Source organism: Nocardia bhagyanarayanae, from assembly GCF_006716565.1.
GTDB classification, from domain to species: Bacteria; Actinomycetota; Actinomycetes; order Mycobacteriales; family Mycobacteriaceae; genus Nocardia; species Nocardia bhagyanarayanae.
In genome coordinates, this window is the sequence record NZ_VFPG01000001.1 from 2,569,325 (window position 1) to 2,585,345 (window position 16,021).

Here is a 16,021-nt window from a genome sequence, read left to right on the forward strand (position 1 = left end):
AGTCACCGTGCCGGTGTGCTCCGCCGCCAGGACTCGAACCTGAACTATCTGAACCAAAATCAGAGGTGCTGCCATTACACTACGGCGGATCGCCACACCGGCGGATCAAGGGAACCGCCGCTGTGCCTCGGCACGGGTTGAATCCTCGCACGAAGACCCGTCTCGCGTCGAACCGATCCCATCCACGCGCGCGTTAGCACGCTAGTCGGCAGGTCGGCGGCTCCGGGGGACTCCGCTGTCTGGAACAGTTGTCGTTTGACGGTAAGGTTCTGCCCGAGGGCCAGGTACCTGCCGGACGCCCGACGCAACGACTGATTTCGCAAGAACATGGACAACTCGCCCGGAACGCCCGGAACCGAGCACGGCCCGCTCGGTGGTCCGGCGCGGAACCGGCGAGGCGCTCACGACCGGCGACATGACACGGAGAGGCGGAACAGCGTGTCTCGTCCGCGGATGACGGGAACCCAACGGCGCCAGCAGTTGATCGAGATCGGCCGGGCGCTGTTCGCGGAACGCGGGTACGACGCGACCTCGATCGAGGAGATCGCGCAGCGCGCCCAGGTCTCCAAACCCGTGGTGTACGAACACTTCGGCGGCAAAGAGGGCCTCTACGCGGTGGTCGTCGACCGCGAGATGTCGATGCTGCTGGACATGATCACGTCCTCGCTCACGCAGAACCGTTCGCGGGTGCGGCTCGAGCAGGTCGCGCTGGCGCTGCTCACCTATATCGAGGAGCGCACCGACGGGTTCCGGATCCTGGTTCGCGACCAGGTCGCGACCACCGACGACGGCCGCTACTCCAGCCTGCTCAACGAGGCGGTCAACCAGGTCGCGCACATCCTGGCCGGTGATTTCGAGCGGCGTGATTTCGACACCAGCCTGGCGACGCTCTACGCGCAGGGTTTGGTGGGTATGGTCTCCACGGCCGCGACGTGGTGGCTGGACGTGCGGGAACCACCCAAAGAGGTTGTGGCAGCGCATCTGGTGAATCTCTGCTGGAACGGTCTGAGCCACCTGGAGGCCGATCCGCGGCTGGTTTCGGAATGGCGCGCGAGCACGTCGGATTGACCGGTTGTTAACCAGCGAATTGCGATGGAGGCTCGGCCGAATGCTCGAATTGACTGTCGTGCGCCCACCTGGTGGTACGGTTCACCCATCCTCTGGGTGCTGTTCGGGCGGTATGTCGGTCTTACTTCGGGATGTCGGTCTACTTCAGGATGGCTGGTTTTAGGGATGACAGGCGGATCTGATGGCTAGGCAAGCGCGCGCGGAGATCACCCGCGATTCCGTCCTTGCGGGCGCTGCCGATGTCTTTCTGCGCTTGGGATATGCGAACGCGAGCCTGAGCGAGATCATCGCGCAGTCCAACGTGACCAAGGGCGCCTTGTACTTTCACTTCGGCTCGAAGGAAGAACTGGCGCGCGCCGTCGTCGATCAGGGCAACGAGCGACTGATCAGCTCGTGCCAGGGCTTCTTCGATCCGCGCGTGCCCGCGCTGGAGGCGTGCATCGGCATCACCTACGTGGTGGCGGACCTATCGATGAACGACCCGATGGTCGGCGCCATGCTCAAGCTCACCCACCAGATCGGCGACTACCGCGGCGCCCAGGGCGACAACATCGCCAAGACCTGGGGCGATACCTATCGCCTCCTGGCCGAACGTGCCATCGCCCAAGGCGATCTGGAAGCCGACCTGGATCCCGAGATCGTCGGCCTGCTGCTGCAAGAGGTCACCGCCGGCGTGCACATCGTCGCGGTCGGGACCGAGTCGATGGACCAGATGGCCACCCGCATGGAACGTGCCTGGTACTTCCTGCTTCCGTCCATCGTGCCGACGGAAAAGCTCTCGTACTTCCGCGAATTCGCCGCCCGCCGCCTGCGTCGCTACGTGCCGTGATCCGGAAGTACCGGCGCGCAACGCTTTAGACGCGTCGGTGCCCAATGATCATGTGTGCCAACGTGTATCGGTAGACGTAGCGGGATCAGCGCTGCCAATCGTGCTGTAACCGGATCTGGTACACCTCGATCGGCTCGTCGGCGTTGTGCACGAATCCCGCACCGGGCGATGTGGTGCCGGCCCGCACGACGAGCGCGGCGAGTGATCGTTCGCCACGGTTCTCGCAGTCCAGCGACAGCACGTCGAGTAGACCGCCGAGCTTCCGGTAGGGATAGAGCCGACCGATCGCCTCGGACAATCCCTTGTAGGTAATGGTCTGTCCGGTGATGGCAACGGCGATCAACGCGGCCGGCGTGTTGCAGCCGCAGCCCGACTCCGGCAGTCCTCGTGGTTCCCAGCGCGCGTCGGGGTGAACGTAACCCCGCGAACTTGTGCGTGTCGGCGCGCCAATAGACTCGATTCGCCGCTCGAAACGCCCGCCTGAGCTCAGGAGTTGTCGATGTCCACCCACCGTCCACCACTGGCAGGACTGGTCGCGGCGGCCGGGGCGGATGCCGCGCTGCGCACGGTCGCCGAGCTGATCGGGAAGTCGTCGGTCGAGATGGTGGCGCCGTCGGCGGTGCGGCCGTTCGTCGCGGCGACGGTGGCGGCCAAGCGCCCGCTGGTCGTGGTGACCGCGACGGGCCGCGAAGCCGACGATCTGACCGTCGAGCTGCAGGAGATGCTGGGCGAGACGGTCGCGCAGTTCCCCTCCTGGGAGACGCTGCCGCACGAGCGGCTGTCGCCGGGCGCCGACACGGTCGGGCGCAGGCTGGAGGTATTGCGCAGGCTCGCGCATCCCGAAGATCCGGTGTTCCCCGAGCCGCTGCGCGTGGTGGTGACGACCGTGCGCTCGCTGATGCAGCCGATGGCGGCCGGTCTCGGCGACATCGAGCCGATCGTGTTGCGGGTCGGCGCGGAGTTCGATTTCGACGAATTGCTCGTTCGCCTGGTGGAATTCGCCTATACCCGGGTGGACATGGTGGGCAAGCGCGGCGAGTTCGCGGTGCGCGGCGGCATCCTCGATCTGTTCCCGCCGACCGCCGACCATCCGGTGCGCGTCGAGTTCTGGGGCGACGAGGTGACCGAGCTGCGGCCGTTCGCGGTCGCCGATCAGCGGTCGATCGGTGATCTCGAGGTGGACGTCGTCGTCGCGCCGCCCTGTCGCGAGCTGCTGCTCACCCCCGAGGTGCGGGCGCGGGCGGCGCAGGTCGCCGAGGCGAACGCGGCCGACGCGGCGCTGGTGGAAATGCTGGAGAAGCTGGCCGAGGGCATTCCGGTGGACGGCATGGAGGCGCTGCTTCCGGTGTTGCAGCCCGGTGAGCTGCGGCTGCTGACCGAGCAGCTGGCCGAGGGCACGCACGTGCTGCTGTGCGATCCGGAGAAGATCCGCACCCGCGCCGCCGACCTGGTGCGCACCGGCGAGGAGTTCCTGGAGGCGTCCTGGACGGCGGCCTCGTTCGGCGGCGCCGCGCCGCTGGGCGGGAACGGCCTCGATCTGGCGGCCTCCTCGTACCGCGCGCTGCCGGTGATCCACGAGAGCGCCGACCGGCACGGGCTGCCGTGGTGGAGCCTGAGCCCACTGGAGTCGGGCGATCCGGCCGAGGTCGTGCTTCCGGTGCTGGCCGGTCCCGCGGCGCGCGGCTCCGACGAGCTGGTGGCGACGATCTTCGCCTCGCTGCGCGCGCACGTGGCGACCGGTGGTCGCGCGGTTGTGGTCGTGGCCGGTCACGGCACCGCGCAGCGCGTATTGGAACGACTGGCCGACGCGGAGGTGCCCGCTGCGGCGCTGGACGCGGGCGCGGAACCCAACCCGGGCGTGGTCGGCGTGCTGTGCGGCTCCCTGCACGACGGTCTGGTGTTCGACGACGCCGGGCTGGTCGTGGTCGCCGAGTCCGATCTGACCGGCAACCGCGTCACCGCGCCCGCCGAGGGCAAGCGGTTGCCCGCCAAGCGGCGCAACCAGGTGGACCCGCTCGCCCTCAACGCGGGCGACATGGTGGTGCACGACCAGCACGGCATCGGCCGGTTCGTGGAGATGATCGAGCGCACCGTCGGCGGCGCGCGCCGGGAGTACCTGGTCATCGAGTACGCGCCGAGCAAGCGCGGCCAGCCCGGCGACCGGTTGTTCGTGCCGATGGAGTCGCTGGATCAGCTGTCCCGCTACGTCGGCGGCGAGATGCCGAGCCTGTCCAAGCTGGGTGGCTCCGACTGGGCGAACACGAAACGCAAGGCGCGCAAGGCCGTTCGCGAGATCGCGGGCGAGCTGGTGCAGCTATACGCCGCGCGGCAGGCGGCGCCGGGGCACGCGTTCGGCGCGGATACGCCGTGGCAGCAGGAGATGGAGGACGCGTTCGCGTTCACCGAGACCGTCGACCAGATGACCGCCATCGCCGAGGTCAAGTCGGACATGGAGAAGCCGGTCCCGATGGACCGCGTGGTGTGCGGCGACGTCGGCTACGGCAAGACCGAGATCGCGGTGCGCGCGGCGTTCAAGGCGGTGCAGGACGGCAAGCAGGTGGTCGTGCTGGTGCCGACGACGCTGCTCGCCCAGCAGCACCTCCAGACGTTCACCGAGCGCGTCGCCGGATTCCCGGTCACCGTGAAGGGCCTGTCCCGGTTCACCGATCCCGCCGAGTCGCGGGCGGTGCTCGAGGGCATGGCCGACGGCGCCGTCGACATCGTGGTCGGCACTCACCGCCTGCTCCAGACGGGTGTGCGGTGGAAGGACCTCGGGCTGGTGATCGTCGACGAGGAGCAGCGCTTCGGCGTCGAACACAAGGAGCACATCAAGGCGCTGCGCACGCACGTCGACGTGCTGACCATGTCGGCGACCCCGATCCCGCGCACCCTGGAGATGAGCCTGGCGGGCATCCGCGAGATGTCGACCATCCTCACCCCGCCCGAGGAGCGGCACCCGGTGCTCACCTACGTGGGCGGCTACAACGACAAGCAGGTCACCGCCGCCATCCGCCGCGAGCTGCTGCGCGACGGCCAGGTCTTCTACGTGCACAACCGGGTGTCCTCGATCGACAAGGCGGCCAAGCGGATTCGCGATCTGGTGCCGGAGGCACGGGTGGTGGTCGCGCACGGTCAGATGAACGAGGACATGCTCGAGCAGACCGTCCAGGGCTTCTGGCAGCGCGAGTTCGACGTGCTGGTCTGCACCACCATCATCGAGACCGGCCTGGACATCTCCAACGCCAACACCCTGATCGTGGAACGCGCCGACGCCCTTGGTCTTTCGCAGCTGCACCAGCTGCGCGGTCGCGTCGGGCGCAGCCGGGAGCGCGGCTACGCCTACTTCCTGTATCCGCCGGAGAAGCCGCTCACCGAGACCGCCTACGACCGGCTGGCCACCATCGCGCAGAACTCCGATCTCGGCGCGGGCATGGCGGTGGCCATGAAGGACCTGGAGATCCGTGGCGCGGGCAACGTGCTCGGCGCCGAACAGTCGGGTCACGTCGCGGGCGTCGGTTTCGACCTGTACGTGCGCCTGGTCGGCGAGGCGGTGGAGGCGTATCGCGCCGCCGCGGACGGCAAGCCGATCACCACCGAAGAGGTCAAGGAGGTGCGCATCGACCTTCCCGTCGACGCGCACATCCCGCCCGATTACATCGCCAGCGATCGGCTGCGCCTGGAGGCGTACCGCAAACTGGCCGCCGCCCAAGACGATCCGGGTCTCGCCGCGGTGGTGGAGGAGCTCGTCGACCGCTACGGCCCGCTGCCTGTCGAGGTGGGCCGTCTGGTGTCGGTGGCGAAGCTGCGTCTGGTCGCGCGGGAATACGGCGTGACCGAGATCGCCGTCACCGGAACGACTTTGAAGGTCTCGCCGTTGCTGAACCTGCCCGACTCGAAGCAGTTGCGGTTGAAGCGGCTCTATCCGAGCGCGGGCTACAAGGCGGCGAGCGGTGTCGTGCAGCTGCCGCTGCCGAGGGTCGAGGACAGTGTCGGCGCGGAGCGAGTCCGCGACGTGCGGTTGTTGCAGTTCGTCGCCGATCTGTTGCTCGCGCTGGACGGAAAGGCCCAGGGCGCAGTGGATCTCACGGTGGACACCGAGGCGACGGCGACTCGATGAGTACTCCGGAGGGTGGCGAGGACCGCGCGTCGTCGCGGAGTGCGCGGTCCGGCGCCGACGTCGCGCTGGTGGCCGCCGGTTTGACGGGCGCCGTCGAGGTCATGGACCGGCTGTGGAACTTCGGCGGCTGGGAGGTCACCCAGACCCACGACTCGCTGCGTCCCTACCTGCTGGAGGAGACCTACGAACTGCTCGACGCCATCCAGCACGACGACGCCGACACGATCAAAGAGGAACTCGGCGATCTGCTGCTCCAGGTGCTCTTCCACTCCCGGATCGCCGAGGCCGCAGGCGAATTCACCGTCGACGACGTCGCGGCGGCCCTGGTCGCCAAGCTCGTCAACCGCAGCCCGCATCTGATCGATTCCGGCATCGCGCCCGACGCCACCGTCGAGGAGAAGATCGCCGCCCAGGAACGCGCCTGGGAGGAACGCAAGTCCGCCGAGAAATCCCGCCGCTCCTGCCTCGACGGCATCGCCATGGCCCAGCCCGCCCTCGCCCTCGCCGAGAAGATCATCTCCCGCAGCACCCGCGCGGGCCTCCCCGACGACCTGATCCCCGCCGACCTGCGCGTCGTCCACCTCGGCGGTCCCGACAGCGCCGAGGAACGCCTCCGCAAAGCCACCCTCGCCTTCGCCGCCACCATCCGCGCCGCGGAAGACGCCGCCAAATCCGCCCGGGGTACCCGCGACCCTCTCACCCCCGCCGACTGGCGCCACTTCTGGCCGCGCTGAGCACTCGTTCGCCGAAGCCGGGCTCCCTCGAGACGCCCCCGGATGTTGTCGCCTGGACCATCGATCGAGCGCCAGGCCGCCGAGAAGGCGCCGCGCGGGATGAATCGCTGTCGTCGGGGATGGGGCTGTCCGCCCGAGGGAGCGCCGCGCGGCTGAATTCGCGGTGGGGTGAGGAGTCGGCGCGTAGCGTTGGGCGGGTCGTTGGCGGCTGGTTGGGGTGCGCCGGTGCCCCTCGAGCGGGAGGTGTCGGATGCTGAGTGTGTTCTCGTCGCCCGGGCACTATGTGCAGGGGCGTGACGCCACGGCGGCGCTGGGGGAGGAGTTGCGCCGGTTGGGGATCGAGGGGCCGGTGTTGATCGTGGCGGGGAGCAGTGCGCGGCGGTTGCTTTCCGCGACGTGGGAGCGGTCGTTGGGGGAGGCGAAGATCGAGTATTCGGTGCGTGCCTCCGGAGGGGAGTGCAGCAGGGCGGAGATCGGGCGGATCACCGACGCGGTGCGGGCAGGCGGCAGTGCGGCGGTGCTCGGCGCCGGCGGCGGGAAGGTGATCGATTCGGCGCGGGCGGTGGCCGACGATCTCGGTCTGCCGATGATCAGCTGCCCGACCACCGCGTCGAGCGACGCGCCGTGCAGCGCGCTGTCGGTGATCTACACGGACGCGGGCGAATTCGAGGCGTATCAGCTGGTGCGCCGCAATCCCGCACTGGTGCTGGTGGATACCTCGGCGATCGCGCAGGCTCCCGCGCGGCTGCTCGTCGCGGGTATGGGCGACGCGCTCGCCACCTGGTTCGAGGCGCGCACCTGTCTCGCCGGACACGTGCGCAACATGCGCGGCGGCGCGTCCACCCGTAGCGCCGGTGCGCTCGCCGAATTGTGTTACCGCACTTTGCTCTCCGACGGACCGCAGGCGCTGGCCGCCGTGCACACCGGGACCGTCACCCCGGCACTGGAACGCATCGTCGAGGCCAACACCTTGCTCTCCGGCCTCGGCTTCGAATCCTCCGGTCTCGCGGCCGCGCACGCGGTGCACAACGGTCTCACCGCCGCACCGCAGACCCACCCGTTCCTGCACGGCGAGAAGGTCGCCTTCGGCGTGCTCACCCAACTGGTGCTCGAGGGCGCGCCCGCCGACGAGATCGACACCGTCCTGGATTTCTGCGACCACGTCGGCCTGCCCACCTCCCTCGCCGACCTCGGCCTCGCCGACGCGGGCCGGGAAACCTTGTCCGCCATAGCGACTCGCGCCACCGCCCCGGGCGAGACGATCCACAACGAACCGTTCACGGTGGACGCCGCGATGGTGCTCGACGCTATACGCGCCGCCGACGCCCTCGGCGGGCGTTGATTCGGCGGCACTCGCCGGCTGACGATTCGAAAGCGCTTGGCGGCCGCTGGTCCGAACGGGCTTGGTGGGGCGTCCCGAGCCACGCGAAACCTCTCGACGGGCCCGGTGTGCGGATCGTTGAGCGGAGTGGTCGACGCCACGGTCTCGTCCGGCGGCACGACCCGGATGGCGCTCGTATCGGCGCAGGTCCTACCCGGTTTCCCGCGAAAAACGAACTCCGCCGCCGTCGATTCGCCGGGTCGAGCGTCTGCACCGCGCGGGGCGTCGACACGCTCTGCGGCACCGGTTCGACCCGCGCCCAAAGAGTGTGTGATTGTTCACAAAATTCACCCGGGATGGCCGAACACCGCGCAGATGCGCCGGGATGCGTTGATCAGCACCACGTACGCGCGGACGGTCCCGCCGCCGTCCTGTGGCACCGCCACCGAGCGCAGTGAGAGCTCGGCGCTTCGGCACCGCCGCGGGTCGTCCGACACCCTCGATGTGGACTGCGCACCCGCCGCCTTCGCGGTCGTCGTCGACGCCCAGATCGCGTCGTCAGTGCCATATTCGCGCGGACTCGCGCACCCCGCGCAACCGCTCACCACCCCCACGATCGCAGCGCCGATCACGAACGCCCGCCTGCCCATCGGAACCCCCTCCGAACACCGGCGCGCACCGGCATTCTCGGGTCGCCCGCAGCGTATCCCGACGCTTGGCTCGTACACCGAAACCTCACCTTCCCGCAAGCTTGTCGTCACACCTTGGCGGGAAAGCCGTTGGTAGGGGTTCGCTATCCTGGCTGGAACCCGAAGCCGATGGCGGGCCATCCGCCGGGAGGGACGTTCGGTCCGGTGCGCATAAGCAGAGTCGCGGAGCACCCGCGACCGGATCACGTGTTGTTTCACTTCAGTGACACCCATCTCATCGCCGGTGACGGCGAGCTGTACGGGGATGTCGATGCCGAGCAGCGTTTACGCAGGCTGCTCGGTCAGGCAGCGGCCAGCCGCATCCGCCCGACGGCACTGGTGTTCACCGGCGATCTCGCCGACCGCGGCGAACCGGGCGCGTACGCGAAGCTGCGCGCGCTGGTCGAGCCTTTCGCACGCCACATCGGCGCGCCGGTGGTCTGGGTGATGGGAAATCACGACGATCGCGGTGTGCTGCGTCACACGCTGCTCGACGAGGCGCCGTCGACCAAGCCGTTCGACCGCGTGCACATGATCGACGGTCTGCGCATCATCGCGCTGGACACCTCGGTGCCCGGCCACCACCACGGCGAGATCTCCGACGAACAGCTGGACTGGCTGCGCGACGTGCTCGCCGAGCCCGCGCCGTTCGGCACCATCCTGGCCATGCACCACCCGCCGGTGCCATGCGTGGTCGACCTGGCCGTCACGGTGGAGCTGCGCGACCAACGCAGGCTCGCCGACGTGCTGGACGGCACCGACGTGCGCGCCATCCTCGCCGGTCACGTGCATTTCTCCACCTACGCGACGTTCGCGGGCATCCCGGTCTCGGTAGCCTCGTCCACCTGCTATACCCAGGATCTGGCCGCGGCGACGGGCGGACTGCGCGGCCGCGACGGCGCCCAGGCCTTCAACTTCGTGCACGTCTACCCGGACACGGTCGTGCATTCGGTGGTCCCGATCGACGTGGGCGCGACCGTCGGCGAGCCCGCCACCCCCGAGGAGGCGGCGGCGAAACTCGCCGAGGCTGGGATCGCGATTCCCCCCGCGGGCCGCATCCCGCACGTCATGCGGCGCCGGGAGCCGACTCAGGAAGCGGACGGCGAGGCGGTGCACTGAGCCGTTCCCACGGCGCCGGTTCCGGGAACCAGTCCGCGAGGAATTCCGAAACGCGCTGGACCCTTTCGGATTCCGGCACCTCGGGGAAGCTGCCGTCGTTGAGGCAGAAGAAATCGACGTCCCGCACGACGGCCAAGTGGTCGAGCAGCGCGAGGCCGTCGCGGCTCGTGGTGTCGACGTAGCGCACGCGCGCCGCCTCCTGCGGCACCGCCCGACCGGTCAGCAGCGCGTAGTAGTGGTACAGCGAGTTGGTGACGGAAATATCGGTGGCCGAACGGAATCGGCTCGCCATGGTGCGGGCGAAGTCGGCGCCGAACTCCGCCTCCATCTCCAGCAACACGCTGCGCCGCAACGGGGCGGGGGTGTGCTCGAGGTGCCGGGTGATGACGTGCCCGAAGCGATCGGCGAGCAGTGCGCGGTTCACCCGCGCCGCGTTCTCGAATCCGCTGCGCCGCTCGTTGTTCCGACCCGGCCCGATGCGAGTGTCCGCTTCGATGAACCGGCTGACGCCGCCCGGCGTGAAGAACATCTCGGGACGCACCGGCCTGGCGAAGAACATGTCGTCGTTGGAGTACAGGAAGTGCTCGCTGAGCCCCTCGATGTGCTGCAACTGGCATTCCACCGCGTGCGAGTTGAAGGTCGGCAGCGCCGCGGGGTCGCTGAAGTGGTCGATCGCGGGCACGATGGTGACCTTCGGGTGCTCGCTCAGCCAGTCGGGGATCGCCGAATCGGTGGCGACGAAGATGCGGCGGATCCACGGCGCGTTCTTGTGCACCGAGCGCATGGCGTACTTCAGCTCGTCGATCTGGCGGATCCTGGCGTCCGCGTCGTCGCCCTCACCGACGACGACCTGCGTCATCAGGCCCGCGCGCCGGGCGCGGAATTCCGGGTCCGAGCCGTCCACCCAGGAGAAGACGATGTCGATGTCGAAGGCGACATCGGTGGCCTGCGGCGCGAACATGTCGGCCAGGGTCGGCCACGTCCGGTCGAACAGCCGGACCTGGGTGAATTCCACGTCGGCCAGATCGAAGATGTTGCGGGTCAACGCGTTGGGTCGCGGGCATTCGACGGTGTCGCCGTGGTACTCCCACAGCTCCAGCTCGACGTGATGCGCCGGATCGGCGTCGCGGCCGAGCCGGAAGACCTGGTGACCGATCTCCGCGACGGCGAAGCCCGCCGCGCGCGCGGCATCCGTCACGCGGCGCACCATCCCGCGGTGCGCGGCGTCGGCGGCCAGGATCAGCCGGTGCCCGCTGTTCCGGATCAGTAGAAACGGCACCTCCGCCGCGGCGAGCTGGCCGCGCAGGTAGCCGAGATCCGCGATCGCCGTCTCCGAGACCGCCAGATTGCCCGCCGCGATCGCGACGGTGTCGTATCCCACCCGAGCCGTGCCCGAGTCCCAGCCCCCTGGTGGATTCACTGCCCTGTCCATGTTCGCCTCCCTATGGGCCGTTTCCGACTATGCGCCCGTACCTCCATCCGCACCGCACCGGGAGCCGAGCGAGGTCCCCGCGACGCCGATACGTCGCAGGACGTGCCCGGTGCGGTGCGCAGTCAGAAATGCGGAGCGCTGCCGTAGTGCAGGAACGCGGTGATCCGCGGAAGTCCTGACGATCGGTACACCATCGTTCTCACCTCACTCACGGCCGGACGCGGGAAGCGTTCGTATGGTTGGGGAGGTGTTGACCGGGCTCGCGGGGCGACGGGGACCGAGCGCGGCCGGAGCAACACGCAAGGCCGGACAGTCATCGGCCGGCTGTAGGAGAACCCCCGCTGAACTGGAGGTTGCTACTGAATGATGCATCCGTAACGGCGGTCCGTCAATCGAAAACCAGCATGGATACCGGACTGGGCGTCGACGGCGTCCACACTCCCGCGAATTAGGGTAGCCTCGCCAAAGTATAGGACCTCCGGCGGGAAGCCGGGACGGCGACGGGAAGGAGCGGGCGCGGTGCGCGTAGTCATTCTGTTCGGGTCGGAGATGGGCACTTCCGAAACCGCGGCCGAGTGTGTCGCGGACGAGCTGGCGGGCGCGCACGATGTCTCGGTCTACGACATGACCGACTTCGACGTCGACGATCTGGACGTCGCCGACTTCCACATCGTGGTGTGCTCGACCTACGGCGACGGCGATCTGCCCACCGGCGCGGAGCCGTTCTTCGACGCCCTCGACGCGCGCACGCCCGACCTGACCGGGTTGCGCTTCGCGGTGTTCGGCCTCGGCGACTCCGTCTACGGCGACACGTTCAACCGCGGCGGTGAGATCGCGGCCGAGAAGCTGACCGCCCGCGGCGCGATCCAGGTCGGCGAGCACGCCCGCCACGACGCGTCCACCGAGGTGCGCGTGCGCGACATGGCCCGCGAGTGGGCGCGGGCGCTGCCCGTTCCCGAATTCGCTTCGGCCTGAACGTTCCTGCGACTCGCCGCCCCGACCGGGGAAGGCCGCGGGCGGTGTGCGGCGCGGCAAAAGCCCTGCGCCACCGGACAAAAGGCCCAGCGCCAGCGCGCAAGTGTCTCAGCACCTTAGACTGCTAGCAGCGCGGCACAGCCCGTCGCGCGCGACGATCCATGAGGTGACGAAGATGGCAGCCGGAGCGAGCCCTGCGCAACGACAAGACCACTCGACCGATCATCCCGAACTGGACGTGCTGCCGGAATGGCCGCAGGAAACGATCGCCGTGCTGGTCACCACCGACCCGGCGCCGCATGCGATTCCGGTGTCCTGGCCGGTGCGCGCCGGTGATCGGCGCATTCTGATCAGCCTGAAGTTCGACCGCGGTTCGCTGGCCCGGCTACGGGAACGGCCCGAGGTCGCGTTGCTGATCCTCGGCGGCGGCAATGTCGCGCTGTGCGCGCGCGGTACGGCCAAGGTGATCGCCGAACAGATGCCCGACGCCGAGGATTACGTCGCGGTGCAGATCGATGTCGCCGTGATCGACGATCACCGCCAGTCCGCCTTCGCGGTGGACAAGGGCATCCAGCGCACCGTGCTCGACGCGAGCGAATTGCACGCGTTGCAGGGCCGCGTCGCCACGCTGCGCGGCTGGTCCGACGACCAGAACTGAACCGGTACAACGAGAAAGGCGGCGCCCGCGCGCCGTACGGGAAGGGATCATGAGCGTCACACTCGCCAAGGGCGGAAACGTTTCGCTGTCCAAGCAGGCGCCGAACCTGACCAAGGTCGCGGTGGGACTCGGCTGGGACGTGCGCACCACGACCGGTGCGGATTACGACCTCGACGCGAGCGCACTGGCCACCGGCCCGAACCTGAAGGTGCTCTCCGATCAGCACTTCGTGTTCTACAACAACCTGCGTTCGCCCGAGGGCACCATCGAGCACACCGGCGACAATCTCACCGGTGAGGGCGAGGGTGACGACGAGGTGATCAACGTCGACCTCGCGGCGACGCCGCCGACGATCACCAACATCTTCTTCCCGGTGTCCATCCACGACGCCGACGCGCGCGGGCAGTCGTTCGGTCAGATCCGCAACGCCTTCATCCGCGTCGTCGACGCCACCACCGGCGCCGAACTGGCCCGCTACGACCTCACCGAGGACGCGTCGACCGAGACCGCCATGGTGTTCGGCGAGCTGTACCGGCACAGCGGCGAGTGGAAGTTCCGGGCCATCGGCCAGGGCTACGCGTCCGGTCTCGCGGGCATCGCCCGCGATTACGGCGTCAACATCTGAGCGGTCGGCCCCGGCGAGTTCAGCCGGGGCTCGACAGCGTTTCCGGCAGGCGCCGCGGGTACGCGTGCGCCATGTCGTCGAGCAAACCGAAATAGCGCCGCACCATGAGGACGGCGGTGGTGGCCAACCCCGCGGTGAGCCCCCACCAGACGCCCGCGGCGCCGAGGTGCAATGGGTAGGCCAGCAGCAGCGCCGTGGGCAGGCCGACCATCCAGTAGCCGATCAGCGACAGCCGGAAGCCCGCGTTGGTCTCCTTCAACCCGCGCAGCAAGCCGGTGCCGATGTTCTGCGCGGCGTCGAAGAACTGCAACACGATGCCGATCAGCAGCAGGGTGCGCGCGATCTCGATCGTCGCGGTGTCGCCGGGCTCCAGGAACGGCCGCAGCACCGCGTTCGGCGCGAGCACGTACACCGCGCCGGTGATCGCGGCGACGATGCCCGCGTAGCGCAGCGCGAGCCAGGCCAGCGCCTTGGCGTGCTGGTATTCGTCGCGCGCCGCCGCGTGACTGACCAGGATGGACGCGCCGTGCGATAGCCCGATCGCCACCTGGAACACGATGTAGATGATCTGGTAGACGACGTTGTGCGCGGCGAGCGCGGCCGGTCCGATGCTGCCCATCACGAGGGCGAGGACCGAGAACATGCCCGCTTCCGACCCGTAGGTGAGCGCGATGGGGGTGCCGAGCTTCAGCTCCGAGACGACGGTCGAACGGTGCACGGGCCACGGCCGGATCGACAGGGTGGGACCGAGTCGGGGATCGTGGTGCACCATCGCCCAGAACACGCCGAAGGTGATCAGGAAGACCAGCGAGGTGGCCACGCCGATGCCGGTCAGGCCGAGCGCGGGCAGCCCGGCCCAGCCGTGGATGAAGGTGAGGGCGAGACCCAGATTCAGCGCGACCGAACCCAGCGTCACCAGCAGCAGGGCCTGCGGACGCTGCATGCCGACCGTGTACTGCCGAAGCACTTGGAACCAGAGGCAGGGCAGCAGTCCGGGAGCCAGCGCGACCATGAGCGGGCGCGCGTCGGCGAGCACCCCGGCGTCCTGGCCGAGCCACTGCAAGGACCAGCCGAGTCCGATGAGCACGGCGCCGCCGAGGAGACCGGCCACCGTCGCGATGAGGAAACTCGACCGGACCACCTCGCGCACCTCGCGGTCGGCGGAATCGCCGCGCTTGTCCGCCGCGCTGACCGCCGACGCGATCTGGTTGCCGGTGCCGGTGATCAATCCGACGCACATCGTCCGGATCTGGTTGAACAGCACGATCGCCAGGCCGCCCGCCGCCACCTGGCGCACCCCGAGGGTGCCCATCAGCGCGATGTTGGTCGTGGAGACCGCGATCTGGGCGAGCTGGGTCAGTGCGATCGGCGTCGCCAGCGCGGCGAGCCGACGGCCGTCGGCGCGGAACTCACCCAGGTTCACCGCGCCTCCACCAGCTGCTTTCGGCGGGCGGGGGAGTAGCGATCGAGCAGACCGAGCACCTCGCGCTCGGAGTCGGCGTCGAGCAGATCGCGGTCGTTCATCCAGTCGTCGTCGAAGACGGTGTCCAGGTACTTCTCGCCGCCGTCGCAGACGATGGTGACCACCGTCGAGCCGGCGGGGAATTCCTCGAGCCTGGTCAGCCCCGCGTACACCGACCCGCCCGCCGAGCCGCCCAGCATCAGCCCGAGCTTCTTGGCGACGGCGCGGGCGGTGGCGAAGGCCGCCACATCGGACACCTTCACCCCCTCGTCGAGCAACGAGTAGTCGACCGCGGTGCCGATGGTGGCGCCGGGCGGCGTGCCCGTACCGGATTGCCAGTACGGACCGCCGGGCCCGCCGAAGGCTATGGAGCCGACCGGTTCCACCCCGATCACGTACGGCGGGCAGCCGAGCTGGCGCAGCCGTGTCGCGGTGCCGAACAGCGAACCGCCGGTGCCGACCGCCGAGAGCAGGATGTCGACCCGCTCCACGTCCTCGAGCAACTCCTCGGCGACGGCGTAGTAGCCGACCGCGTTGGCGTCGTTGTTGTGCTGTTCGGTGAAGTAGGCGTCGTCCTGGGCGGCGGCCATCGCCTCGGCGAGGTCCTCCCGCGCCGAAGTGGCCAGGTTGTCGTCGCCCTCGTCGGCGACGTACACCAGCTCCGCACCCATCGCTCGCATCGCGCGCAACTTGTCCTTACATGCGTGGTGGTCGACCACGGCGGTGAAGCGGTACCCGCGTTCGGCAGCAACCACCGCCAAGCCGAGCCCGGTGTTGCCGGACGTGGATTCGATGATATGCCCGCCACTCGGCAGCAAACCGCGCCGCTCGGCGTCGAGCACCATCTCGCGGGCCATCCTGATCTTGGCCGCGCCCGTCGGGTTGAACTGTTCGAGCTTGAGCAGCAGCCGGGTGCCGGTCGCGGTGGTGGCCAGCTCGAAGAGCGGAGTGCGACCGATCAGGTCCGTCACGCGCGTGACGACAGGCATGAA

General features: G+C 68.9%; 14 protein-coding genes and 1 tRNA gene. 9 read left to right on the forward strand and 6 right to left on the reverse strand.

Annotated features, from left to right (window positions below):
- Positions 1–18: 18 nt before the first annotated feature.
- Positions 19–89 (reverse strand) — tRNA-Gln (locus tag FB390_RS10770).
- Positions 90–453: 364 nt separating this feature from the next.
- Here FB390_RS10770 and FB390_RS10775 point away from each other — a divergent pair.
- The gene (locus FB390_RS10775) at positions 454–1,068 is read left to right on the forward strand and encodes a TetR/AcrR family transcriptional regulator (protein ID WP_141808829.1); all 615 of its coding nucleotides are present in this window, start codon (positions 454–456) and stop codon (positions 1,066–1,068) included.
- A gap of 181 nt (positions 1,069–1,249) precedes the next feature.
- Entirely contained in the window at positions 1,250–1,897 is a 648-nt protein-coding gene (locus FB390_RS10780; RefSeq protein ID WP_141808830.1) for a TetR/AcrR family transcriptional regulator, read from the forward strand.
- A gap of 85 nt (positions 1,898–1,982) precedes the next feature.
- On the opposite strand, the gene FB390_RS10785 is transcribed toward FB390_RS10780, so the two are convergent.
- Positions 1,983–2,240, reverse strand: a complete 258-nt coding sequence (locus FB390_RS10785) for a hypothetical protein (protein ID WP_141808831.1) — start codon at positions 2,238–2,240, stop codon at positions 1,983–1,985.
- Positions 2,241–2,396: 156 nt separating this feature from the next.
- On the opposite strand from FB390_RS10785, the gene mfd reads away from it, so the two are divergent.
- The 3 genes from mfd (at position 2,397) to FB390_RS10800 (ending at position 8,090) form a co-directional block, all read left to right on the forward strand.
- Positions 2,397–6,014 carry a transcription-repair coupling factor gene (mfd, locus tag FB390_RS10790; protein WP_141808832.1) on the forward strand — a complete coding sequence of 1,206 codons (3,618 nt, stop codon included), beginning with the start codon at positions 2,397–2,399 and terminating at the stop codon, positions 6,012–6,014.
- Positions 6,011–6,748: a nucleoside triphosphate pyrophosphohydrolase gene (locus FB390_RS10795; RefSeq protein ID WP_141808833.1), complete on the forward strand. Its 738-nt coding sequence runs from the start codon at positions 6,011–6,013 to the stop codon at positions 6,746–6,748. Before mfd ends, FB390_RS10795 begins: the two co-directional genes overlap by 4 nt.
- 250 nt (positions 6,749–6,998) lie before the next feature.
- Complete coding sequence (locus FB390_RS10800) at positions 6,999–8,090, forward strand: glycerol dehydrogenase (RefSeq protein ID WP_141808834.1); 1,092 nt, start codon at positions 6,999–7,001, stop codon at positions 8,088–8,090.
- A gap of 326 nt (positions 8,091–8,416) precedes the next feature.
- Here FB390_RS10800 and FB390_RS10805 read toward each other — a convergent pair whose 3' ends face one another.
- Entirely contained in the window at positions 8,417–8,719 is a 303-nt protein-coding gene (locus FB390_RS10805) for a hypothetical protein (protein WP_141808835.1), read from the reverse strand.
- 168 nt (positions 8,720–8,887) lie between these two features.
- Between FB390_RS10805 and FB390_RS10810 the strand changes: the two genes are divergently transcribed.
- A complete protein-coding gene (locus FB390_RS10810) occupies positions 8,888–9,877 on the forward strand; it encodes a phosphodiesterase (protein ID WP_141808836.1) in 990 nt (329 codons plus the stop codon).
- Here FB390_RS10810 and FB390_RS10815 read toward each other — a convergent pair.
- Entirely contained in the window at positions 9,825–11,309 is a 1,485-nt protein-coding gene (locus tag FB390_RS10815; protein WP_141808837.1) for a stealth family protein, read from the reverse strand. The two genes, FB390_RS10810 and FB390_RS10815, sit on opposite strands and share 53 nt — an antisense overlap.
- 519 nt (positions 11,310–11,828) lie before the next feature.
- Here FB390_RS10815 and FB390_RS10820 point away from each other — a divergent pair.
- The 3 genes from FB390_RS10820 to FB390_RS10830 all read left to right on the forward strand — a co-directional run bounded on the left by FB390_RS10820 (position 11,829) and on the right by FB390_RS10830 (position 13,567).
- Positions 11,829–12,284 (forward strand): flavodoxin domain-containing protein, encoded by a 456-nt coding sequence (locus FB390_RS10820; protein ID WP_141808838.1) that lies wholly within the window; start codon positions 11,829–11,831, stop codon positions 12,282–12,284.
- Between the two features lie 175 nt (positions 12,285–12,459).
- A complete protein-coding gene (locus tag FB390_RS10825; RefSeq protein ID WP_141808839.1) occupies positions 12,460–12,942 on the forward strand; it encodes a pyridoxamine 5'-phosphate oxidase family protein in 483 nt (160 codons plus the stop codon).
- 49 nt (positions 12,943–12,991) lie between these two features.
- Entirely contained in the window at positions 12,992–13,567 is a 576-nt protein-coding gene (locus FB390_RS10830; RefSeq protein WP_067784521.1) for a TerD family protein, read from the forward strand.
- A gap of 19 nt (positions 13,568–13,586) precedes the next feature.
- Here FB390_RS10830 and FB390_RS10835 read toward each other — a convergent pair whose 3' ends face one another.
- Entirely contained in the window at positions 13,587–14,990 is a 1,404-nt protein-coding gene (locus tag FB390_RS10835; protein WP_141808840.1) for an MATE family efflux transporter, read from the reverse strand.
- The gene (locus tag FB390_RS10840; RefSeq protein WP_141808841.1) at positions 14,987–16,018 is read right to left on the reverse strand and encodes a PLP-dependent cysteine synthase family protein; all 1,032 of its coding nucleotides are present in this window, start codon (positions 16,016–16,018) and stop codon (positions 14,987–14,989) included. Before FB390_RS10840 ends, FB390_RS10835 begins: the two co-directional genes overlap by 4 nt.
- Positions 16,019–16,021: the final 3 nt, after the last annotated feature.

Excerpts from the sequence above, each read along its gene's own strand:
- FB390_RS10795 (WP_141808833.1), top strand. The coding sequence starts at position 6,011 with ATGAGTACTCCGGAGGGTGGCGAGGACCGCGCGTCGTCGCGGAGTGCG.
- FB390_RS10810 (WP_141808836.1), top strand. The coding sequence starts at position 8,888 with ATGGCGGGCCATCCGCCGGGAGGGACGTTCGGTCCGGTGCGCATAAGC.
- FB390_RS10800 (WP_141808834.1), top strand. The coding sequence starts at position 6,999 with ATGCTGAGTGTGTTCTCGTCGCCCGGGCACTATGTGCAGGGGCGTGAC.
- FB390_RS10780 (WP_141808830.1), top strand. The coding sequence starts at position 1,250 with ATGGCTAGGCAAGCGCGCGCGGAGATCACCCGCGATTCCGTCCTTGCG.
- FB390_RS10775 (WP_141808829.1), top strand. The coding sequence starts at position 454 with ATGACGGGAACCCAACGGCGCCAGCAGTTGATCGAGATCGGCCGGGCG.
- FB390_RS10815 (WP_141808837.1), bottom strand. The coding sequence starts at position 11,309 with ATGGACAGGGCAGTGAATCCACCAGGGGGCTGGGACTCGGGCACGGCT.
- FB390_RS10830 (WP_067784521.1), top strand. The coding sequence starts at position 12,992 with ATGAGCGTCACACTCGCCAAGGGCGGAAACGTTTCGCTGTCCAAGCAG.
- FB390_RS10825 (WP_141808839.1), top strand. The coding sequence starts at position 12,460 with ATGGCAGCCGGAGCGAGCCCTGCGCAACGACAAGACCACTCGACCGAT.
- mfd (WP_141808832.1), top strand. The coding sequence starts at position 2,397 with ATGTCCACCCACCGTCCACCACTGGCAGGACTGGTCGCGGCGGCCGGG.
- FB390_RS10840 (WP_141808841.1), bottom strand. The coding sequence starts at position 16,018 with ATGCCTGTCGTCACGCGCGTGACGGACCTGATCGGTCGCACTCCGCTC.
- FB390_RS10805 (WP_141808835.1), bottom strand. The coding sequence starts at position 8,719 with ATGGGCAGGCGGGCGTTCGTGATCGGCGCTGCGATCGTGGGGGTGGTG.